Raw genomic sequence first — 22,951 nt, forward strand, 5'->3', positions numbered from 1 at the left:
ACGCGTCTATGCGGTTCGTTTAATAGAGCATACTAACTCTTGACTACTTCTGTTCTGCTACCACCTGACTAGCAATAAAACCGACCAACCTATCCAACAGTAATCCAACCAACCCAACATAAATGAGTGCCAAAATAATCTCACTCAAATTAGTTTCCGTAGTCGTGTTGTAAGCATCCCAAATAAACGAACCAATACCCACACCACCAACTAACATCTCCGCCGCCACAATTGCCAACCAAGACAACCCAATTCCAATACGTAACCCTGTAAAAATATAAGGTACAGTCGCCGGAAAAACTATCTTAAAGAAATACTTTGGCCCTTTCAGTTTTAAAACTCTAGCCACATTCACATAGTCTTGCGGAATTTGCTGCACACCCACGGTTGTATTAATAATAATCGGCCAAATTGACGTGATAAAAATCACGAAAATCGCTGAAGGATTAGCTTGTTGAAATGCTGCTAAAGAAATTGGTAGCCATGCTAGGGGCGGTACAGTTCGCAATACTTGAAATATCGGATCTACCGCGTTGTAAATAAATTGATTTGCACCAATTAAAATCCCTAATGTAATGCCGACAATTGTTGCTAATGAAAAACCTAAACCAACCCTTCCTAAACTGCTGAGTATTTGCCAACCCAAACCCTTATCACTTTCGCCATTATCAAAAAATGGGTGAATAATAAAAGGGTCAAATGTTTCAGAAAATGTTTCTATTGGCCCAGGTAACTTAAAACCAGGGTTCAAACAAAGTAATTGCCAAATAATTAGAAAAATAGCTAGTGCAACCAAAGGTGGCACAACTTTTTGAGTAATAAATTTATTAATAGCCTTTTGTGGCTTTTTTCTGAATGTACGATTTCCTAGAACAGCTGCCATTGTTTTATTATTCCGTGGTAATAAAGTGGTACTAAATTTGGTTATGATAGTTGGGAAAGGCGGACAAAATTAGACTTTCTTAATTTTCAAAGATTGCAAATATTCTTCTGGCTTTTCTGGATCGAATTTGACACCATCAAAGAAAGTTTCCACGCCACGAGAACTGCTGGTAGGTATTTGAGCATCAGGTACACCAATAGCCTTAGCAGCTTTCTTCCATAGGTCTTCTTTATTCACTTGGTCAACAATTTCTTTAACTTTGGTATCTTTTGGCAGATAGCCCCAGCGAATATCTTCAGTTAAGAACCAAATGTCATGGCTCTTGTAGGGATAAGAAGCATTATCAGCCCAGAATTTCATCCTATATGGGTATTCTTTTTCAGTACGGCCATCGCCATAGTCAATATTGCCTTTCGCCCTCTCAATAATATCTGCGGCGGCAACGTTAAAATATTTGCGGTCAGCACAGATTTTGCACATTTCTTCTTTGTTTTCTGCCTTGTCGCACCATTGTTGCGCTTCTAGAATTGCCATCAATATTGCTTGTGCAGCGTTGGGATTTTTATCAACCCAATCTTGTCGCATCGCAAAGGCTTTTTCAGGATGGTCTTTCCATAACTCACCTGTAACTAGGGCTGAATAACCGATTTTTTGGCTGACCAATTGAGCATTCCAAGGTTCACCCACACAGAAAGCATCGATTGTATTCACTTTCATGTTGGCAACCATTTGTGGTGGTGGTACAGGTTCCAAAACCATATCTTGATCTGGGTTGATACCGCCAGCCGCTAACCAATAGCGCATCCATAAATCGTGAGTACCGCCTGGAAAGGTGATCCCGGCTTTCAAGGATTTTTTATCAGCTTTGGCTTGATTTGCAGCATCTTTAAGTGCTTTGCTTTGCAAATTGACTTTGAGTTCTTTGAACTTATTCGCAACAGAGATAGCCTGACCATTGGTATTTAATCGCGCCAAGAGATACATCGGCACTTTATCTTTGATGGTCATCAGATAAGGCATAGGGCTGAGGATGTGTGCGCCATCAATACCACCGCCAGCAGAACCAATTTTCAAGTTATCGCGGGTGACAGGCCAAGATTTTTGCTTGATAACTTCGACATCGGTCATGCCGTATTTGGCAAAGAAACCTTTTTCTTTAGCAATAATTAAAGGAGCAGAATCGGTGAGTGCAATAAATCCTAGCTTGGCTTTGGTTGTCTCTACTTTGGGAGCATTAGCAGAGGTGACATTGGCTACTGGTGCTGCGGATGGTGCATTCCCGCCATTGGAAGTTGTATTGCTGGAACAACCATGAGCAACAATAGAAGCTGCTGCTGCTGCACCAGTGGTGAAAATGAATTTTCTACGGGAAAGATTGGTCATTAATTTGTCCTTTGTTATTTGTTGTTATGCACTGGTGAGGGGCTAGAGGCTAGGGGTTAGAGGCTAGAAGTATAAAATTTCAGACTTCAACCAAAGCTTCTTGTTTGGGCTTTGCGCCGAAGTGCTTGATGAGTAACTCTTGCAATACTGGCTGCAAGTCTTCGCAGGGTATGCCTTTAATTGCACAGGTTCCTAAATGAGCGTCCTTGCCGACTTTGCCACCCATATAGATGTCTACGCCTTCTACGGCTTTGCCATTTTTACGAGCTTTAGTACCCATTAAGCCGATGTCTGCAACTTGTGGCTGTCCGCACGAGTTGGGGCATCCAGTCCAATGAATGCGGACTGGCTGAGTGAAGGCTAAGTCTGCTTCTAAGGCTTTAATAGTGGCTAGAGCGCGGTTTTTAGTTTCGATGAGGGCGAAGTTGCAAAATTGTGCGCCTGTGCAGGAAACTAGCGATCGCTCTAACACCCCTGGATTGATGGAAAATCTTTCTAGGAGAGGTTCTGCCAACAATGTTCCGAGGCTGGAATCAGAAATATTGGGAATGATGATATTTTGTTCAACTGTCAGTCTGATTTCACCACTGCCGTAAACTTCTGCTAATCGCGCAATTTCAAACATATCTTCGGCATACAACCGCCCAACCGGAATGTTAAAGCCTACATAGTTAAATCCTGGTTGTTTTTGCTTATATACACCGATATGGTCGCGTTTTTCCCAATCAATTTCATCTTTGGGCGCAGCAGGTAACAATGACTTACCTAAACGCTGTTCAACTTCGGCGCGCAACTTATCTATACCCCATTCATCAATTAGCCACATCAAACGGGATTTCAGGCGGTTGGCGCGTGAGCCATTGTCTCGAAATACTTCTAAAACGGCTCTACATACAGCTACTATATCTTCTGGGGCTACCCAAGCATTTAAGGGAATTGCAGCATCACAACGTTTAGCAGAGAAGAAGCCACCAACCAGGATGTTAAAGCCGAATGTTGCCTCTTTGAATGCTGGAACGAATGCCAAATCGTTGATTTCTGCGTGAACTGAATTATCCCGTCCACCTGTGATGGCGATATTAAACTTGCGAGGTAGGTTGCTAAACTCTGGGTTGCCTTCGCCTTTGTTGGTGAGCATATCTTGAATTTGCTGCACCAAATCTCGCGTGTTGAACAGTTCATCTGCATCCAGTCCAGCTACGGGATCGCCTGTGATGTTGCGGACGTTATCCATCCCTGACTGCACACTAGTTAACCCAACGTTTTGGAATTTATTGAAGATATCGGGTAAATCTTCAATTCTGATGCCCCGCAATTGAATATTCTGTCTGGTAGTAATGTCAGCACTGCCATCATCGCCATAACGCTGCAATACTTCTGCTAATACACGCATTTGGTCGCTGGTGAGAATACCGTTGGGCATCCGCAACCGCATCATGAACTTGCCAGGGGTAACTGGACGGAAAAATACTCCCAACCACTTGAGTCGATGATCCCGGTCGGTTTCGTCCATTGCTTCCCAACCAAGGGCGGCAAATTTCTCAATCTCTGCTTTAACGGCGAGTCCGTCTTTTTCAGCTTTGAATTTTTCAAACTTATTGACGCTGGTTTTGGTAGTGGTTCCTGTATCTGTCATGAGCTAACTCTCATTATTGCTAATCCAGTGAGAACTTCAGGCGGTAGTTACCCAATATCAATCAACCCGTAGTCTGGATTTTAGTTCTACGAGTTTTGGAGACTTTAAATTGAATATTTATCTATGGCTGATTTCTAAGTTTTAAGTGCATTCTCAGATGGTATGTCTACTTGTTAATTGACAGGCAGGAGTCTGTCTTTAACCGAACGCAACTTCGTAAAGTCTGGGAAGTAGTTTGTGATGTTTTACATTATGAAAACTCACCAAGTAAACACCGCTATTGTTTATGTAACAATTTCGATACTTTCAAGGTTAGTCTCAGATCTCTGCTAAAATCGTATAAATAGCTACAAATTCCTAGTAAAATTGCGAATTACGGATGACAATAATGCGTTTTCTGCATCACACTGAGTAAATGAGTGATGCAAAACCATAGATTCATAAATAGGTATGAACAAAAAATTATAGATTTTCTATTGATAGTGAAGCCTCTGCAAGCTACTAACCGTAGAGTAAGCTAATCGCTGTTAATCTAGAATAAATAATTTCCACAACTATGAAACGTCGTGATTTTATCAATTGGGTTGGTTTAGGTTTTATAGTTAGTAGCCTACCAGTTGCTATTGCTGCTTGTTCTTCCCAAACAAGTGAAATCAGTCCTGCCTCCTCTGGGGATTGGCAAAAAGTAGGTTCTGCCAAAGAATTAGATCAGACTGGTCAACTTTTAGTCAAAAACTCCCCTGTCGGAACTGTTTTGGTAGTGGGTACATCTCAAACCGCAAATTTAATTGCAGTTGATCCTACTTGTACTCATAAAGGCTGCACTGTCGCTTGGAAAGCAAACACAAAACAATTTGCCTGCCCCTGTCACAAATCAGAATTTGGAGTTGACGGTCAGGCACAAAAAGGCCCCGCTAAAAAACCACTTAAGACTTACACCGCTAAAATTGAGGGCGATTCTGTTGTAGTCAAGAGTTAATAGTCAATGGTCATTTGTTAAAAGACAAGAGGCAAAAGACTAAAGGATGACATTTCAAAGTCAAACTTTTCTCCCCTACTCCCTACTCCTGATTCCTTACTCTCTAGTTTTTTATGCAAGGCAATATCAACCCGCTTTTGGTGCAGGCACAGACAGCGCATGATGCAGCTGACTGGTCATCGTTGATTCAATATCTGCAACAGTTGATTTTGGTAGAGGATAATCAATATTCAAAAAATATACTAGAATTAGCACTCTCAGTTTTAGAAATGGGAGATTTTCAGCAACGTTGGGAGATTACGAAAGTATTAGTTCGCTTAGGAAATATTGCCATTACGCCATTGATTGAAATTTTAGCAGACGAAGATGCAGAGGAAGAATTACATTGGTATGCGGCACGGACTTTAGGCGAGTTGCAGCATCCAGATGCGATCGCACCTTTGGTAGAGTTACTTAGAAAGAGTGAAGATGAAGAATTAAAAGCGATCGCCGCTACAGCTTTAGGACAAATGGGTAGTCTGGCAATTACTGAACTCTCCCAACTTTTAAAACAAGATGATACAAGACTTTTGGCGGTGCGATCGCTTGCTTATATTCGCACTCCAGAAACTATCACGCCATTATTGAGTGTGGTACAAGATGCCGAAGTTGCAGTCCGCGCTACAGCCATAGAAGCCCTCAGTAGTTTTCACGATCAACGTGTGCCACCTGTGCTATTAAAAGCTTTAAATGATGTGGTGCCTACAGTTAGGCGCGTTGCGGTCTTAGGTTTAAGTTCCCGCCCTGATTTATGTGCAGAGTTAAATTTATTAGCACGGCTGCAACCTATGCTGTATGACTTCAATATTGAAGTTTGTAGTGCTGCGGCAGTTGCCCTTTCCCGTTTGGGTGGTGATAATACTACCCATCATTTATTTACGGTGCTAATGTCACCCCACACACCCATCACCTTACAATTAGAAATTATTCGCGCTTTGGTTTGGGTGGGGACACTATCGGGTTTGGAATATTTGCAGCAGGCTTTTGCCCAAAATAAATCAGAAATATTGTGTCAGGAAATTGTCACAGTATTGGGACGAGTAGAAAAACTAGAATTAGTTACAAAAGCTACAGAAATTTTGTTGGAATTGCTGCAAACACAACATCCAGCTACAGAAATTGTGACTATCAAAAGTGCGATCGCTTTATCTTTGGGACAGTTAGGTAATCAACAAGCTATCACTCCATTAACTATTCTGACGCAAGACCCCCATGAACAGGTACGATTGCACGCGATCGCAGCCCTCAAAAAATTAAGTCCAGAGGTTGTGCATCAACAGTAAACAGTTATCAGTAAACACAATATATTTATCTAAAGGTCAACGGTAAGTGGTACTTAAGATTTCCTCACCATACGCATTGATAACGGATATAGCAGTTGTTCAAACATTAACTCCTTATAAAACCCAGATTAGATAAAACTTTCAAGCCCCTTTACTGATGACTGATGACTGATGACTGTTTACTGAAGTTGTAACAAACTCTACCAAATTTTTTAGGAAAAACCGTTAACTTAATGAGAGCCACAAATGTAATTCAGGCTACATTATCATGCGACTAGAGCAGTTGCAAGCTTTTTTGGCGATCGCAGACACTGGCAGCTTCCAACAAGCAGCCAGACAATGTGGTGTCACTCAATCAACTATCAGCCGGCAGATTCAAGCTTTGGAAGCGGACTTAGGCTTAGAACTATTTCACAGAACTAGCCATGCCAAATTGACCTTAGGCGGTGAACGGTTACTGCCGCGTGTCCGCAAGATTTGCCAAGAGTGGCAGGTTGCAACCCAAGAGATAGCAGATTTAATGGCAGGCAAACAGCCAGAACTGTGTATTGCGGCGATTCATTCGATGTGTGGTTCTTACCTGCCACCAGTATTACAAAAGTTTTGTCATGATTACCCCCAAGTACAACTGCGAGTCACATCATTAGGAAGCGATCGCGCCTTGAAGGTTCTCAAAGATGGATTAGTTGATTTAGCGATCGTTATGAATAATCGCTTTTTAACTACCGCTAGAGAAATGGTAGTCGAAGTTTTATATGAGGAACCAATAGAAGTCCTCACCGCAGTTAATCATCCTCTAGCCCAATATGACCGCATCCCTTGGTCAGAATTAGTGCGTTATCCTCAAGTAGTTTTTAAAGATGGTTATGGGATGCAAAGGTTAGTACAAGATAAATTTGAGCGATTAGAAGCCACTCTGCAAGCAGCATTAGAAGTCAACACCCTAGATGCCTTTCGTGGCGTTGTGCGTCAAGGTGAATTAATCGCTTTGTTGCCCACCTCCGCATTAGTAGAAGCACGTCAAGACCCCACCTTAACAATACGCCCCCTAGCTAATAGCATTGGTATGTCAGACAATGCTAACTTTACGCGTCGAGTAGTTATGGTCACAACTCAAGACCGCCTCCAGATTCCACCAATCAAGCATTTTTGGGAATTGGTGTTAAAAAATATTCCTCCCCAATCGGAAGAACAGCGATCGGCTTCGTAAAGTTATGATTAGTCAAATGTCAATGGTCAATAGTCCAAAGTCTATAGTCTTAACTTTAAAAAGTAATGACAAATGACCAATGACAAATGACCAATGACCAATGACCAATGACTAACTATGAGTAATATCTTCAGGGAACTACTAAAAAAAGTAGGCAGTGGCAACCACACAGGAGAAAATTTGACCCGTGCTGAAGCTGCAACTGCTACCAAAATGATGTTGTTGGGGGAAGCAACACCAGCCCAAATTGGCGCATTTTTAATTGCCCACCGCATCAAACGCCCGACTGGTGAAGAGTTAGCAGGGATGTTAGATGCCTATGATGAACTAGGGCCAAAACTCCAACCAATTACCAGCGCACCTCTACCAATAGTATTTGGCATACCTTATGATGGCAGAACGCGCACTGCACCCATTAGCCCAGTCACAGCTTTACTCCTGGCCACGGCTGGACAACCTGTGGTGATGCATGGTGGCGATCGCTTGCCGACAAAATACGGTTTACCTTTAATAGAAATTTGGCAGGGTTTGGGCGTTGATTGGACTGCTTTATCTTTGCCTAAAACCCAGCAAGTATTTGAACAAACCGGAATTGGTTTTATTTATACACCGAAGCATTTTCCTTTAAGCACCAGTATTTGGGAATACCGCGACCAACTTGGTAAACGTCCGCCCTTTGCCACAATGGAATTAATATGGTGTCCTTATGCTGGGGATGCCCATATAATTGCCGGATTTGTGCATCCACCGACAGAAGCGATGTTCCACGGAGCTTTGGAATTAAGGGGAGCGAAAAAATATACATTAGTCAAGGGTTTAGAAGGCAGTAACGATTTACCACGCGATCGCACTGCTATCATTGCCTTATCAGCATCCCCAGATTTAGAAAGACTGCTGCTATCTCCGCATGATTATGGGATTACTAGCAAGAATGTACCGTTGGGAACTACCGAAGAACTAATTACTCAAATTCAAGATATCCTAGCTGGGAAACCTGGGGAATTAATGCAAACAGCCCTATGGAATGGTGGATTTTATCTCTGGCGCAGTGGTATTTGTTCAGATATGCGATCGGGTATGGCTAAGGCAGAAGAACTATTAACTAATGGTGCAGTCGCAGCCAAACTCCAAGAACTGACTGAGGTAGTTAATTCAGCTTTTGAAAATGCCTTGCAGCACATTTGAAATAGTAAATGCGATCGCTAACTAGCGTATAACTCAGGCTATTTCCACCGTAAAATAACAACCTAGCCCAGATATCCAAAAAGCTATGTCTAGTTTACAGGAAGCGATCGCTTGCCCTGTTTGTCAAAAAACTCTCACCACTGCCCCACAAGAGTGCAATCAGTGTCACAATTACTTCCGCAACGAAGTAGCAAAAATCCCCTCTTGTTTGATAGACCTAACTCCTGAAATAGTCAAGGGTGAGGCTGCTGTAAATTCACCACCTCTACGCACTGAATTATTTCGCTTACCAATAATTTCTTTTTTATACGAGCGTATCCTACCGCCAATTTGGGCAATGGGGTTACGTAATGTTGGCGGTATAGATATTGAATTTCAGCAGTGTCTCGAATTTTTTGGCAATAATTCAGGTGTTGTAGCTGATATTAGTTGTGGAACAGGCATTATTGCCCGACAATTGGCATTATTGCAACGATGTGAGCAGATTATCGCACTGGATTACTCAGAGGCGATGCTAGGGCAACTACAACAACAAATGCAACTAAATGGCATACCGCCATCCCAGATAACCATCATCCGTGGCGATGTGGGAGCGTTACCGTTGGCAGCAAATTCTCTAAATGCCGTTTATAGTGGTGCTGCTATGCACTGCTGGCCTGATGCTGAACAGGGTATGCGTAATATTTACCGCGTCTTACGTAGTGGTGGTAAGCTATTTGCAACTACATTCCTGCAACCGTTGCCCAGCATTGTGTTTCGGTTCTTCACTCAAGATGAGTTGCGGCAGCTGGCGATCGCCGCAGGTTTTCATCCAGACTATGTGCAGGTGGAAACTCGCGGAATATATGGCACGCTCAAATGTGTTAAATAAATCATTTGTTAATCGCTAAAACTAAACCTTCACAGGCTAGTAAGGCTTGCGGAAAGACAGCTTGCACATCGGCTTGTACTTGATCGAGAAAATTATCATCATCATCTGGATGATGATGAGAAATAACTAATGTTTGTACTCCCCCACTTTGGGCCAATTCTACAGCTGCTTGCCAGTGTAAATCAGATGATTCGTGGTTGTTGGCTGTAGGCGGAATGTATGTGGCGTTGGCTATCAGCAGGTTAACACCTTTGACAAGCTGTAAAATCTGCTCTTTATCAGCTGGCTCGGCATTCTTGGTTAAATCTGTGACATAAGCCATGCTATATTCTTGCCAAGAAACACGGTAGCCAATAGAACGCTGAGTTTGATTGATTAATGCTGTGGTAATAGTGATTTCATCTAGCTGTACCTCATTGCCTGGAATCAGATGATAGAACTGCAAATCTGACTGCATTACCTGGAGAGGATAGGGAAAGTGCGGCTGAAGCATTTGATCGCACAGACATTGTTTAATAGAAGCACTATTAGAAGCAGCCGAACCGTAAATATGGAAACGGTTTTCTGGAACAAATGCTGGGGCAAAAAAAGGAAACCCTTGGATGCGGTTTGATTGAGAGTTCGTAAAAAATAAATGTGCTTCTAAAGGTTGTTGCAGTTGGCGTAAGTTTTTACCAAGGGTACGTAAACCAGTACCCCCGTCAAAAATCAAGCGTTTGCCTGCCACTTTGACTTCGACACAAGCAGTGTTACCGCCATAGCGATGAGCAGCGCTACCTGGAGTTGCGATTAAACCTCTGACACCCCAAAATTGTACAAGAAATTTAGTCACTGAACTACTTTGAGTGTTATTTATGGTTTGAGTTACCGAGCTTTGGGAATCCGACGGCGCAAAATTTGACATTTTCCTGATTATTAGACCTTACTGAGCAGATCATCGTAGTGCCGCACTTCTAAGGGTCGGTTTTTTTCATCCACAATGACTACTGTAGGAGAGTAATTTTTTAACTCTTCCAAAGAGAACTGCCCGTAAGCCATTATAATCAAGCGATCGCCTACAATGCCTAGACGGGCGGCAGCCCCATTTAACTCAATGATTCCTGAATTGGCTGGAGCCGTAATTGCATAAGTAATGAAGCGTTCACCATTGGCAATGTTCACTACTTGCACTTGCTCGTAGGGCAAAATACCAGCTTTTTCTAGCAATATTTCATCAATGCTAATACTGCCTACGTAGTTAATATTCGCCCCCGTGAGGGTGCAGTTGTGGATTTTTGCCAAAAGAACAGTGCGCTGCATGTGGTTTTTAGAATTTTGTGGGCAGGTTTGCAATCTGCAATTAACAAACTTTTGAACAGTTTACTCCAGGGTAGCTAAAAATGAGGAGTGAGGAGTGAAGAATCAACATTCAGCACTCCTCACTCAGCTATATTTATTTAGCAGCTTTGATGCATTGTTCTACTAAGGCTGAGACTTTACCAACATCTTGCCAACCAAGAATTTCTGTCACCTTTTTTTCCAAATTTTTATAAGTCCGGAAAAATTCAGCAATTTCTTCTAAGCGGTGTGGTGCTACGTCGTTGAGAGATTTTACGTGAGTATAACGTGGATCTTTGTCGGGTACACAAAGAATTTTTTCATCGCGATCGCCACCATCGATCATCTCTAACATACCTATTGGTCGCGCAGCAATGATACAGCCAGGAAAGGTTGGTTCATCGATAATGACCATACCATCTAAGGGGTCGCCATCATCAGCCAAAGTGTTGGGTACAAAGCCGTAGTCGTATGGATACCTGACCGAAGAAAAAAGTACTCGGTCTAAGGCAAATGCTTCCAATTCTTTGTCATACTCGTATTTATTCTTACTCCCGCCTGGGATTTCAATTAGAACGTTGATCAGACCCGGTTTCGGTTGGGCAGGAATACGGGATAAGTCCACAACAAAACTCCTCGGCTAACTGTTAATTGGGGATGCACTCTGTTTGGTTCCCCGTGTAGAATTTTATGGCCAAGAGGGACTTATCCCCAAGGTATTTCACAGCCTGATTGTCATCTTCTTTCAAAAACACTGGTGTAAGAGTGTAGCTGATTTGTTGTACTAGGCGCGAAGAATGCTAGGGTGATTCATCAATATAAGTAAAAACTTCAGGCTGGCGACGCGATATTAATGTTCTGGTTGTAATTTATCTTGCTGCTTGTGTATTTAGCTTAATTGATCATAAGCCCTCAAAAGGAAAAATAAATTTATGCAAGAGAAAACTGCTTTTGAAATTGGGTTAGTTTTGTCTGGTGCTGTTTCTGCTGGCGCATATAGTTCTGGTGTGATTGATTTTTTAATTGAGGCCCTTGATAACTGGTATCAACAAAAACAAATTCAACAGCAACTACACGGTGACGATTACTCTCAATGGGAAATTCCTTGTCATGATGTTATTATCAAGGCTATTTCTGGAACTTCTGCCGGTGCCGTTACAGCTGCGATCGCTACTGCTGCTTTATATGATGAAATCATCCCTGTAACTCAAGATCCAAAAGAGCAGCCTGTAAAAAATAATAAGTTCTATGAGTCATGGGTACAAAAAATTGATATTTCTCAATTGTTGAAGAGTCAAGATTTAGCTAATCCTCAAGCTCCATTATTATCAGTTTTAGACTCTAGTATTCTTGATACTATCGGTAAAAATGTGATTAATAATGTTATTAATAACAAAAAACCATTAAAACAAAGACCTTATCTCGCTGACCCACTGCAAGTTTATATGTGTGTCACTAATCTGCGTGGTGTTCCTTATTTAGTATCAACGCAAGGAGCCGACCCTAATATTAAAGGACACAGGATGATTCACCATGCAGATTATATGCAATTTGCTTTGGGGACAAATACTGAATCTGAAAGTAATGCGATTCTTCTGAATCCAAATGGTAGTAATGTCAATGCATGGCAATTGATGGTTGACGCAGCTTTAGCTAGTAGTGCGTATCCAGTAGGTTTAGCTCCTCGTAATTTAGTCAGAACTAGTATCAAGGAATATGAGAAGCACCAATGGAAAGTACCCACTTTGATTTCCACAGGTCAATGTTATACATATCGCTCTATTGCCCCAGATATATCATTAGTCGGTACAGGCCCTTACGAATTTGTTGCAGTTGATGGGGGTACTGTTAACAACGAACCAATAGAACTTGTTCGAGGACTTTTGCGAGATGGTGAACAGCAGAACCCGCGAGAACCACAACAAGCAAAACGGGCTACTGTTTTAATCGATCCTTTTCCTAATGATGTAGCAGTAGAAAATCCTAAATATGATTTACTCAATATCGTGATGCGGTTATTTTACTCGCTGATGGCTAATGCCAGGTTCAAACCAGAAGAATTAATTTTAGCCCAAGATGAAGATATCTACAGCCGCTTTTTAATTAGCCCCGTCAGAGATGGTAATCGCTTAAGTCCTTTAGCTTGCGGTAGCGTTAGGGCTTTTGGTGGCTTCTTACACCAGAGTTTCCGCCACCACGACTATATACTTGGTCGTCGTAATTGCCAAAAGTTTCTCAAAGACTATTTTGTTTTATCGCCCTCTAACTCGCTATTTAATTGCTGGCCGGAAACACTAAAGAATCATCCAAAATGGCAAGTTCGCAAACAAGATCAAGATAACCCCTACTTTTTGCCAATTATTCCTTTAGTTGGTTCAGCAGCAAAAGAAGTTCCCCTCGCGGAGTGGCCCCAATATCCGCAAGAACAACTAGATTCCCTAGAAAATCAAATCAAAGCTCGTTTTCAAGATGCTTTTCCTCGTTTAATAAAGCAGTTACCTCTAAATGGTGTGTTTCGGAATCTTTTAAATGTACTCTGGCTTTTTCAGCGTGGACAATTAATCAAAGGAATCAGAAATTATATCGAAGAAGATTTAAGAAAGCACGGTCAACTATAATTCTCTGACTTATACTTACCCACATACTTAGGTAGACCGACTTAACTAATGTGGATAAAAATATATTTCAGTATTCCAACTGATTTCATGAGTAGATGGCAAAGGTACAACTTGTAGAGTACTAAAGTGTGACAAGTGGGGAGAACAACTACCCACTTTTTTTATTCTCAGCAGGCGATCGCTCTTGGTAAGGATGCGGTTGTAAAATAACAGTTTACCCCCCTCATACCTTGTCGAGAAGAGGGCTGGGGGTTTAGGTTTTTAATTACTGATACCAATTCACGAAAATCCAGCTACAGATAGATTTTTCGTAGAGTTTTAACATTTTCAGAGTGTAGATGAATCGTTATTGATGCTGAATGTTGAAGGCGATAATGCCAATCAACACAGCAAAACCTAACGCTCTGCGAAAATAATTAACGCCTTGAAATAATTCCAGCCAAGCCCAGGTAAACAAGGAACCATTTGCTACTACATTCAACACTGTATTGATTGTCCCAGTCATCAAGATTAGCGAAAGTATAGTCGTTACAAACCAAACAATCAGTGGGAGGTTGGGCATTTGTGCGATCACAACATTGCCATTACTGTCACGAAAGGTTTTATCAACTAATGTATTTTCCATTGTTTTGAATTGCACTAACTAAATTTAACTGAATTAAAACATTGAGATAGCTTTAGACTCTAGCATCTAATTGCTGATATTTAAGTAATGAATTTCTTCACATCTAACTATACTAAAAGACGTAGTTTTAACTATCAGCATATCTGGCTTGATTATTTGTAAATTATTTAAATATATAATTAACATAAAATCTATCATTAGTATGATGTCAAGCGGGTGTGTAAAATTTAAAAGTATGGATGATTACAAGAGGTTAAAATATTTCCAATTAACCAAAACTAGAGTGTAAGGTGCGGATAAGCGCGGGTGTGGGGAAGAGAGAGAAAATTTTATTTTTTACATCCTGCCCCGCAATCAATTGGAAGCCCCTAATGATTTCACTACACCCCACACCCTTCTTTTTGACTATCTAATTAACCATGAAGCGGAGGTAAAAGCAGATTCATCGGCAAAATCAATTTATTTAAAATCTCAAAATTCAAATCGGATGATTTTGCTGGCTGAAATTAGTAAACAACTTTGACTATTGAGGAGAATCACCATGATGAGTAGAATAAACTTGATACAGCTAAATAAAAGCTTGAATGAGGTTGATTATCCAATTAGCAAGAAAGATTTGATTAAAAATGCCGAAGAAAAAGGTGCTGATGAGAAAGTGCTTCGGGTTTTAAAGAAAATACCTTACAAAGATTATGACACAGCCAAAGATGTGAGCGAAGCTATCGAAAAGCTCAATTAGCAAAAACAAAGCTTGTCTGCGTTTTTGCTAAAATTAAGTTCATAATATGGCTAAAAATAGCATCAGAGGCAGAAAATTTACTGATTACTGCCCCTGATGCGATCGCTCTTCAGGTAAAGTATTTACTAAACTATATCTGCCAGAAGCAGGAATAAAATCAAGCTATTATCTTGATTGCAAAAGCTAGAGTATAAACAGCTAGTTGATGATTAGAGGTGGTAACAGACAAAGTATTTGAACGTTACAAATCATCAAACTTTAATAGGGATCATATTTAAGGTTCTCCAGCCACAATAGCTCTAGTTTTTGGGTTCCTATCTAACCTTTGCCAGCCAGGACAAGATCCACCATAGCATGGTGTTCCTGTATATTGCCAAACCGCACCATCGTTATGTAGCTGATACAATTGAGTTTCAGCCGCAGCAATAGCTGTAGTTTTTGGGTTCTGATCTAATCTTTGCCAGCCAGGGCAATAGTCACCATAGCATGGTGTTCCTGTATATTGCCAAATTCCACCATCGTTATGTAGCTGATACAATTGCTTACCAACCGCAGCAATAGCTGTAGCTTTAGGGTTTTTATCTAACCTTTGCCAGCCAGGGCAATAGTTACCATTACATGGGGTTCCTGTATACTGCCAAATTCCACCATCGTTATGTAGTTGATACAACTGGTTGCCAGCCGCAACAATAGTTCTAGTTTTTGGATTCCTATCTAATCTTTGCCAGCCAGGGCAATAGTCACCATAGCATGGTGTTCCTGTATATTGCCAAATTCCACCATCATTATGTAGCTGGTACAATTGGTTTTTATCCGCAGCAATAGCTATAGCTTTTGGGTTTTTATCTAATCTTTGCCAACCAGGGCAATAGTTACCATTGCATGAGGCTCCTGTATACTGCCAAATTCCGCCATCGTTATGTAGCTGGTACAATTGGTTGCCAGCTGCAACAATAGCTGTTGTTTTTGGATTCCTATCTAATCTTTGCCAGCCAGAGCAATAGTCACCATAGCATGGTGTTCCTGTATACTGCCAAACTGCACCATCGTTATGTAGCTGGTACAATTGGTTGTCAGCCGCAGTAATGGCTTTAGCTTTTGGGTTATTATCTAACCTTTGCCAGCCAGGGCAATAGTCACCATCACATGGTATTCCTGTATACTGCCAAATGGCACCATCATTGTGTAGTTGATACAAATTTGGAAATGTACTTTGTCCCTTTGCTGACGATAAAAATTTTGTTTGTGATACAACTAATACAGAAGTTAGAGACAATAGTCTAAATAAGTTTTTGGTTGTATTAGGCATAGATTGAATACAACCTTGAAATGCTTTGATTATTTTTAGTTGCATTTTGCACCTCATGATATAAACTGCAACAGTACTAATATGAGAACGCAACTAGAACAAATGGTATTTACTGACTCAAGTTATAGCAGGAGGCAGAGGGCAGGAGGTAAAAGTATTACTATTCCTAGCATTCATCCTTTTAAGATGTCCTACATCTATGTGTCTACAGCTATATTATGATTACTTCATCAAATACTGGGGAACTACGCTACTTGAGCCATATGCATACTAATGTGCATAGCTGCTAGTTTTATGTATCTTATTTGTCCGAAATTACAAAGTTACAGAACCAACAACATCAGAACAGCATATATAGGGAATATTAGCAGTATCAGTAAATTTACGATCGCCGTTAAGCCTAAGAAAATCTAAAAATTTCGCCTAAATATTGTCGTTTCCTGACCGGGTATTGATTTTGTATAAAATACATATTTAATTTTAAAAAAAAATCCGTACATTGCTAGTGGTCTTCTTTGCTGTTGCCTCTTGCCTTCTTGCACAAGTATGTTCAGTAATTAAACTGGATTCCTATAGCTATCAGCACTGATTACTAGGAGATGATATCAAAAAGTAAAAAGCAACCGCACGGCGATCGCTTTAAATACCAAGTAAAAAAATGATTAAAACACAGTTACTAAAGTAACACATTTCTTTATAAAACTTAAAGAATTTTTCTAGATCAATGGTTGCAATGCTCATTCACTCTCTCCAAAGTTGATGCTTATAGTCGCCTTGTGGAAAATAATAGATTAAGTCGAGTATCACAAGACTCACTTAATTTCCTCATTTTCTCTAGGAAAATATGACTCATCCTTTCCTTGAACGCTTGCGTAGTCCAGATAGCCCGGTTATTGTCTTTGACGGGGCGATGGGTACTAACTTGCAAACTCAAAACTTGACTGCTGAAGATTTCGGCGGCGCACAATATGAAGGCTGTAACGAATACTTAGTCCACACAAAACCTGAAGCTGTCGCTAAAGTTCACCGTGACTTTCTCGCGGCTGGTGCAGATGTGATTGAAACAGATACTTTTGGTAGTGCCTCAATTGTACTGGCAGAATATGACTTGGCAGACCAAGCTTACTACCTTAGCAAAACAGCCGCAGAACTAGCCAAGCGTGTCGCCGCAGAATTCTCAACTCCCGAAAAACCCCGGTTTGTTGCAGGTTCCATCGGCCCGACAACCAAACTACCCACCTTGGGACATATTGACTTTGATACGATGAAGGCCGCTTTTGCTGAACAAGCGGAAGCACTCATTGATGGTGGTGTGGATTTATTAATTGTCGAGACTTGCCAAGATGTGCTGCAAATCAAAGCCGCACTCAACGGTATTGAAGAAGTCTTTGCCAAAAAAGGCGATCGCCTACCGTTGATGGTATCGGTGACAATGGAAAGCATGGGGACAATGCTGGTAGGTACAGAAATTAGTGCCGTACTGACCATTTTGGAACCATATCAAATAGATATTCTCGGTTTGAACTGTGCCACAGGCCCAGACTTGATGAAACCACACATCAAGTATTTGGCAGAACATTCGCCGTTTGTGGTTTCTTGTATTCCTAACGCGGGTTTACCAGAGAATGTTGGCGGTCAAGCACACTACCGCTTGACACCGCTAGAATTACGGATGTCTTTGATGCACTTTGTTGAAGATTTGGGTGTCCAAGTGATTGGGGGTTGCTGTGGGACACGTCCAGAACACATTCAACAATTGGCAGAAATTGCCAAAGACTTGAAACCCAAAGTCAGACAGCCAAGCCTAGAACCGGCAGCTGCATCAATATATACTACTCAGCCTTACACCCAAGACAATTCGTTTTTAATTGTCGGTGAACGCCTTAACGCTAGTGGTTCTAAAAAATGCCGCGATTTACTCAACGCCGAAGATTGGGACGGACTAGTATCAATGGCGAGGGCGCAAGTTAAAGAAGGCGCACATATTTTAGACGTTAACGTCGATTATGTAGGGCGTGACGGTGTGCGAGATATGCACGAATTAGTTTCACGCATTGTGAATAATGTTACCCTGCCCTTAATGCTCGACTCCACCGAATGGGAAAAGATGGAGGCGGGGTTAAAAGTTGCTGGTGGTAAATGTTTGCTGAACTCCACTAACTACGAAGACGGCGAACCGCGCTTTTTAAAAGTGCTGGAGTTGGCGAAAAAGTACGGTGCAGGTATAGTCATTGGTACTATCGATGAAGAAGGCATGGCGCGAACAGCCGAAAGAAAATTTGCGATCGCTCAACGTGCCTACCGTCAAGCTGTAGAATATGGTATCCCAGCTACAGAAATATTCTTTGATACCTTAGCCCTACCAATTTCTACCGGGATTGAAGAAGACCGAGAAAACGGCAAAGCCACCATTGAAGTCATTCGCCGTATTCGCCAAGAATTACCGGGATGTCATGTAATTTTGGGTGTGTCTAATATATCCTTTGGACTCTCCCCCGCAGCGCGTATCGTCCTCAATTCGGTGTTTCTACATGAAGCAATGGCGGCGGGAATGGATGCAGCAATTGTTAGTGCCAGTAAAATTTTACCGCTATCTAAGATAGAAGCCCAGCATCAAGAAGTTTGTCGCCATTTGATTTATGATGAGCGAAAATTTGACGGTGATGTCTGCGTTTACGACCCCTTAGGAGAACTGACGACATTATTTGCTGGGGTAAGCGCGAAACGCGAAAAAGGTGTTGATGAAACTCTTCCCATTGAGGAAATTCTCAAACGCCACATCATTGACGGTGAACGCATTGGTTTAGAAAAACACCTGACAAAAGCTTTAGAATTTTACAAACCACTGGAGATTATTAACACTTTCTTGCTGGATGGCATGAAAGTAGTCGGTGAATTGTTCGGTTCAGGACAAATGCAGCTACCCTTTGTCTTGCAGTCTGCGGAAACCATGAAAACGGCGGTGGCTTACTTAGAACCGTTCATGGAGAAATCCGAAGCGGGTAATAATGCTAAAGGAACCGTAATTATTGCCACAGTCAAGGGTGATGTTCACGACATTGGTAAAAACCTAGTAGACATCATCTTATCTAACAACGGCTACAAGGTAATTAACCTGGGAATTAAGCAGCCAGTAGAAAATATCATTGAGGCTTACAATCAACACAAAGCTGATTGTATTGCCATGAGTGGTTTGCTGGTGAAGTCAACCGCCTTCATGAAAGAAAACTTGGAGGTATTTAACGAAAAGGGAATTACTGTCCCGGTAATTTTAGGCGGTGCAGCGTTAACACCTAAGTTTGTTCATGATGATTGCCAAAAAGCCTACAAAGGTAAAGTGATTTATGGCAAAGATGCTTTCTCTGACTTGCATTTCATGGATAAATTAATGCCAGCCAAAGCTGGTGGTAATTGGGATGATTTGCAAGGATTTTTAGATGAAATCAGTGAACAAGCAAAAACTACTAACCAAGCCAATACTGAAGACACCCTACACCCTACACCCCACACCCCACACCCCATAGACACACGCCGTTCTGAAGCCGTAGCGGTAGATATTGAACGTCCCACACCGCCATTCTGGGGAAGCAAGTTATTACAGCCAGAAGATATTCCTTTAGAAGAATTGTTCTGGTATATGGACTTGCAAGCTTTAATTGCTGGACAATGGCAATTCCGCAAACCAAAGGAACAATCAAAAGAAGAGTATCAGGCTTTCTTGAATGAGAAAGTTTACCCAGTTTTAGAAACTTGGAAGCAGCGAATTATTGAGGAGAATTTGTTACATCCTCAAGTAATCTATGGGTATTTCCCTTGTCAGGCTGAGGGGAATACGTTGTATGTATATGAAACAAACAACCCAGAGGCACAAATAAAAGCAAGTTTTGAGTTTCCCAGACAGAAGTCTTTAAGAAGGTTGTGCATTGCAGATTTCTTTGCACCGAAGGAGTCGGGGATAATTGATGTCTTCCCGATGCAGGCTGTAACTGTGGGGGAAATTGCTACAGAATTTGCCCAAAAGCTGTTTGCAAATAATCAATATACTGATTATTTGTATTTCCACGGTTTGGCGGTGCAAGTAGCAGAAGCGTTGGCTGAGTGGACACACGCCAGAATTCGTCGTGAGTTAGGTTTTACTGCGTCGGAACCTGATAACATTCGGGATATTTTAGCCCAGCAATATCGTGGTTCAAGGTATAGTTTTGGCTATCCCGCTTGTCCTAATATTCAGGATCAGTACAAGCAACTGGAGTTGTTAGAGACTGGCAGAATTAACCTGTATATGGATGACAGTGAACAGCTTTATCCAGAACAGTCTACAACGGCAATTATTACCTACCACCCAGTAGCTAAATACTTCAGCGCCTAATTTCACTTCTTCACCCCCTCATCCCTACGGGTGGGGGAATTAAATACCTATTTAAAAAATTATTAACAATAAGCAGCACTTCTATTTTTTGCCTGAAACTATTAAATAATACCTCTGATAAATCAAGCTAAATTAGCACTCTAGGCTTTTGAGTGCTAATTTATAGAAATAATTAATTCTCATGACATAGGCAAAAATTAAACTTTTTTCAGATATGATTTAGACAGTTTTAAAACACAATTTAAATAGCAGTTCAATCTTTTCAATTGCGGTGAAGTTTCAGGAGTACTGGAATGAAATACACTTTTGAGATTATCGGCGTGTCTCCAGTTTTGCAGTTTTTTAGTCACCAACAGCAAACTATGCAAAAGCCACAGGCTCTAGGCATAGAATATTTAGGAACGCATAAATGCACTCTTGATGCGTTTTTAGAATCTATAGAACCAGTGCCAGCAAAATGGAAATGGAATATGGATCAAGTAGTAGATACGGTGATTGATTTTTGGATGAATAATTCAGAAAGTATTCTATATTGGAAGGCGCGTTTAATAGATGCAGGTAGGGATAACTTATTAGTAGCAAGAGTGGCAGATGTGACTGCTTTGCAAGCGGAGTTTGAATCTTTATTAGGTAAAAATTGGTGAATATAGGAGGAGACAGGTGACAGGTAACAGGTGACAGGTAACAGGTGACAGAGTGATAATTAACGTAGGTTGGGTTGAGCGTATAGTAATCCAACAATTACGTTAGGTTTCACTTCGTTACACCTAAGTTGCAAGAATTTTGTTAGGTAAAAATTGGGAACTTTAAATTAATATTTAGCTCGTGCAGCGATTTTTGGGAAGTGCAACAATAATTAAATATTAATTAAAACAGGGAAGTGCGATCGCACTTCCCTGTTCAGCACAGACAGCACCAAATTATGGAAAATACACAAACTTGGTATATTATCAAGCAAAATACTGGTAATTGCAAAATCGTCCCCAGCGAGCAAGTTGGAGACGATGACACAGAAATTATAGAGAAATGGGGGCCTTTTGCTTCGCCAGAAGAAGCGATCGCACGACGGATTGGGTTAATCAGGGCTGGTAAGTGCCAACCCGTATGAGATAATAGCTAATTTTTTTCTGCACTAGTGACACCTTTAGCAGCCAGTTGTTTGCCTAGCACTTCCACTGCTTTAGCAAATTGCGGATCTGCTAGTGTCGCCAGTTTGTCACGCTCATGTAACCACAAATCCTGTCTTTGAGCATCAGTCAAATCCACCTTCACATCAGGCGCAATTCCTTGATGATTAATATCTCTACCACTGGGGGTATGATATTTAGCTATTGTTACTGCCAACCCTGAGCCATCCTCCAAAGGACGCACTGATTGCACCAAACCTTTACCAAAGGTCTGAGTACCCACTAAAACAGCCCGCTTATTATCCTGTAAAGCTCCAGATAAGATTTCGCTAGCACTAGCTGAACCTTTATCTACCAAAATTACCAATGGTTTATTCGTCAGCGCCCGACCGTTGGCAACTTCTCTTTCTTGTTCACCTTGGCGGTCAATAGTGGAAACAATTGTGCCTTTATCTATCCACATCCGGGCAATTTCTACACTAGAGAATAACAAGCCACCTGGATTTCCTCGTAAATCTAGAATATATCCAGCAACTTGCTTGCCTTCTAAATTTTTGATTGCATTTTGCATTTCCTTACCAGCATTGGCACTGAATTGGTTCAGGCGAATGTAGCCAACATTACCTGCTGGTGTTTGCTTTTGAGAAAAACGAACTGGATGAATTTCAATCCGCGCCCGTTTAATGTCAAATTCTTTGACAGCACCGCTACGTTGAATTGTTAGCGTTACTTTGGTGTTAGCTTCACCTCGAATTAAAGATACAGCTTGGTTAGTATCCATCCCCTTAGTACTTTTACCATCGATTTTCAGGATGATGTCCTTAGCCAAAATCCCTGCCTTAAATGCTGGCGTATCTTCAATTGGCGCAATTACAACCAGTTGCTTGGTTTTTTCATCCTGACTGATGGTGATCCCAATACCTGTGAGTTCTCCAGAGGTATCCACCTGCATATTTTGGAATTCCTTTGGATCCATAAACCGGGTATAAGGATCGCCCAGCTTTTTCAGCATTTCTCGGATAGATTTATACGCTTCTTGCTGATTACTGTAGGACTTGTTCAGGTACTGCTTACGCACAGCCTGCCAATCTACCTGGTTAAAAGTACCATCTACGTATTGGCGGTTAACAATCTGCCAAACTTCGTCTACCGTTTCTTTGGGACTTGCTTTAAATAAAGCCTGACCACGCGAGTGAATGCCCAGGCTAGTAACAGCAATTGTGGAGAGTGTTACTGCTGTAGCACCCAAAACAAGCCTATTTTTTGTAATCACCATAATGACATCTGTGTCAGGAGGAAAAAATAATAGTCAGTATGCCCAATCTAACACAGCTATTCCGCAAAGACAGGGCAAGTATTCCTAACTTCATCAAAATAC

The 22,951-nt window shown here is 41.3% G+C and carries 19 protein-coding genes; 10 read left to right on the forward strand and 9 right to left on the reverse strand.

Annotation, left to right across the window (positions count from 1 at the left end):
* Positions 1-43: 43 nt before the first annotated feature.
* From ntrB to H6G76_RS05480, 3 genes are all read right to left on the reverse strand, one after another.
* A complete protein-coding gene (gene ntrB / locus H6G76_RS05470) occupies positions 44-883 on the reverse strand; it encodes a nitrate ABC transporter permease (protein WP_190696601.1) in 840 nt (279 codons plus the stop codon).
* 69 nt (positions 884-952) lie between these two features.
* Positions 953-2,266 (reverse strand): CmpA/NrtA family ABC transporter substrate-binding protein, encoded by a 1,314-nt coding sequence (locus H6G76_RS05475; protein WP_190696603.1) that lies wholly within the window; start codon positions 2,264-2,266, stop codon positions 953-955.
* Positions 2,267-2,345: 79 nt separating this feature from the next.
* On the reverse strand, positions 2,346-3,902 hold the full coding sequence (locus tag H6G76_RS05480; protein ID WP_190696607.1) for a ferredoxin--nitrite reductase: 1,557 nt from the start codon (positions 3,900-3,902) through the stop codon (positions 2,346-2,348).
* A gap of 556 nt (positions 3,903-4,458) precedes the next feature.
* Here H6G76_RS05480 and H6G76_RS05485 point away from each other — a divergent pair.
* From H6G76_RS05485 to H6G76_RS05505, 5 genes are all read left to right on the forward strand, one after another.
* A complete protein-coding gene (locus H6G76_RS05485; protein WP_190696610.1) occupies positions 4,459-4,881 on the forward strand; it encodes a ubiquinol-cytochrome c reductase iron-sulfur subunit in 423 nt (140 codons plus the stop codon).
* A 113-nt stretch (positions 4,882-4,994) separates the two neighbouring features.
* Positions 4,995-6,203 (forward strand): HEAT repeat domain-containing protein, encoded by a 1,209-nt coding sequence (locus H6G76_RS05490; protein WP_190696613.1) that lies wholly within the window; start codon positions 4,995-4,997, stop codon positions 6,201-6,203.
* A 268-nt stretch (positions 6,204-6,471) separates the two neighbouring features.
* Positions 6,472-7,413: a LysR family transcriptional regulator gene (locus H6G76_RS05495; protein ID WP_190696616.1), complete on the forward strand. Its 942-nt coding sequence runs from the start codon at positions 6,472-6,474 to the stop codon at positions 7,411-7,413.
* A gap of 117 nt (positions 7,414-7,530) precedes the next feature.
* On the forward strand, positions 7,531-8,598 hold the full coding sequence (locus H6G76_RS05500; RefSeq protein WP_190696619.1) for an anthranilate phosphoribosyltransferase family protein: 1,068 nt from the start codon (positions 7,531-7,533) through the stop codon (positions 8,596-8,598).
* Positions 8,599-8,683: 85 nt separating this feature from the next.
* Positions 8,684-9,469: a class I SAM-dependent methyltransferase gene (locus tag H6G76_RS05505; RefSeq protein WP_190696622.1), complete on the forward strand. Its 786-nt coding sequence runs from the start codon at positions 8,684-8,686 to the stop codon at positions 9,467-9,469.
* A 1-nt stretch (position 9,470) separates the two neighbouring features.
* Here H6G76_RS05505 and H6G76_RS05510 read toward each other — a convergent pair whose 3' ends face one another.
* The 3 genes from H6G76_RS05510 to H6G76_RS05520 form a co-directional block, all read right to left on the reverse strand.
* Positions 9,471-10,373, reverse strand: coding sequence for an MBL fold metallo-hydrolase (locus tag H6G76_RS05510; protein WP_190696625.1), 903 nt, complete (start codon positions 10,371-10,373; stop codon positions 9,471-9,473).
* Between the two features lie 11 nt (positions 10,374-10,384).
* A complete protein-coding gene (gene panD, locus H6G76_RS05515; RefSeq protein ID WP_190696638.1) occupies positions 10,385-10,768 on the reverse strand; it encodes an aspartate 1-decarboxylase in 384 nt (127 codons plus the stop codon).
* Positions 10,769-10,901: 133 nt separating this feature from the next.
* Positions 10,902-11,411 (reverse strand): inorganic diphosphatase, encoded by a 510-nt coding sequence (locus tag H6G76_RS05520; protein WP_190696641.1) that lies wholly within the window; start codon positions 11,409-11,411, stop codon positions 10,902-10,904.
* Between the two features lie 307 nt (positions 11,412-11,718).
* Between H6G76_RS05520 and H6G76_RS05525 the strand changes: the two genes are divergently transcribed.
* On the forward strand, positions 11,719-13,404 hold the full coding sequence (locus tag H6G76_RS05525; RefSeq protein ID WP_190696644.1) for a patatin-like phospholipase family protein: 1,686 nt from the start codon (positions 11,719-11,721) through the stop codon (positions 13,402-13,404).
* Between the two features lie 346 nt (positions 13,405-13,750).
* Here the strand turns inward: H6G76_RS05525 and H6G76_RS05530 are convergent, their stop codons facing one another.
* Entirely contained in the window at positions 13,751-14,029 is a 279-nt protein-coding gene (locus H6G76_RS05530; protein ID WP_190696647.1) for a hypothetical protein, read from the reverse strand.
* 541 nt (positions 14,030-14,570) lie between these two features.
* Between H6G76_RS05530 and H6G76_RS05535 the strand changes: the two genes are divergently transcribed.
* Positions 14,571-14,768, forward strand: a complete 198-nt coding sequence (locus tag H6G76_RS05535) for a DUF2795 domain-containing protein (protein WP_242056322.1) — start codon at positions 14,571-14,573, stop codon at positions 14,766-14,768.
* 274 nt (positions 14,769-15,042) lie between these two features.
* On the opposite strand, the gene H6G76_RS05540 is transcribed toward H6G76_RS05535, so the two are convergent.
* Positions 15,043-16,122 carry a hypothetical protein gene (locus H6G76_RS05540; RefSeq protein ID WP_190696652.1) on the reverse strand — a complete coding sequence of 360 codons (1,080 nt, stop codon included), beginning with the start codon at positions 16,120-16,122 and terminating at the stop codon, positions 15,043-15,045.
* Positions 16,123-16,921: 799 nt separating this feature from the next.
* Here H6G76_RS05540 and metH point away from each other — a divergent pair.
* The 3 genes from metH to H6G76_RS05555 all read left to right on the forward strand — a co-directional run bounded on the left by metH (position 16,922) and on the right by H6G76_RS05555 (position 21,554).
* Complete coding sequence (gene metH / locus H6G76_RS05545; RefSeq protein WP_190696656.1) at positions 16,922-20,446, forward strand: methionine synthase; 3,525 nt, start codon at positions 16,922-16,924, stop codon at positions 20,444-20,446.
* A gap of 293 nt (positions 20,447-20,739) precedes the next feature.
* Positions 20,740-21,090 (forward strand): hypothetical protein, encoded by a 351-nt coding sequence (locus H6G76_RS05550; protein ID WP_190696658.1) that lies wholly within the window; start codon positions 20,740-20,742, stop codon positions 21,088-21,090.
* 278 nt (positions 21,091-21,368) lie between these two features.
* Entirely contained in the window at positions 21,369-21,554 is a 186-nt protein-coding gene (locus H6G76_RS05555) for a transposase (RefSeq protein ID WP_190696660.1), read from the forward strand.
* A gap of 8 nt (positions 21,555-21,562) precedes the next feature.
* Here H6G76_RS05555 and ctpC read toward each other — a convergent pair whose 3' ends face one another.
* Positions 21,563-22,849: a carboxyl-terminal processing protease CtpC gene (gene ctpC / locus H6G76_RS05560; RefSeq protein ID WP_190696662.1), complete on the reverse strand. Its 1,287-nt coding sequence runs from the start codon at positions 22,847-22,849 to the stop codon at positions 21,563-21,565.
* Positions 22,850-22,951 lie beyond the last annotated feature (102 nt).

Source organism: Nostoc sp. FACHB-152 (genome assembly GCF_014697475.1).
GTDB lineage: Bacteria > Cyanobacteriota > Cyanobacteriia > Cyanobacteriales > Nostocaceae > Nostoc_B.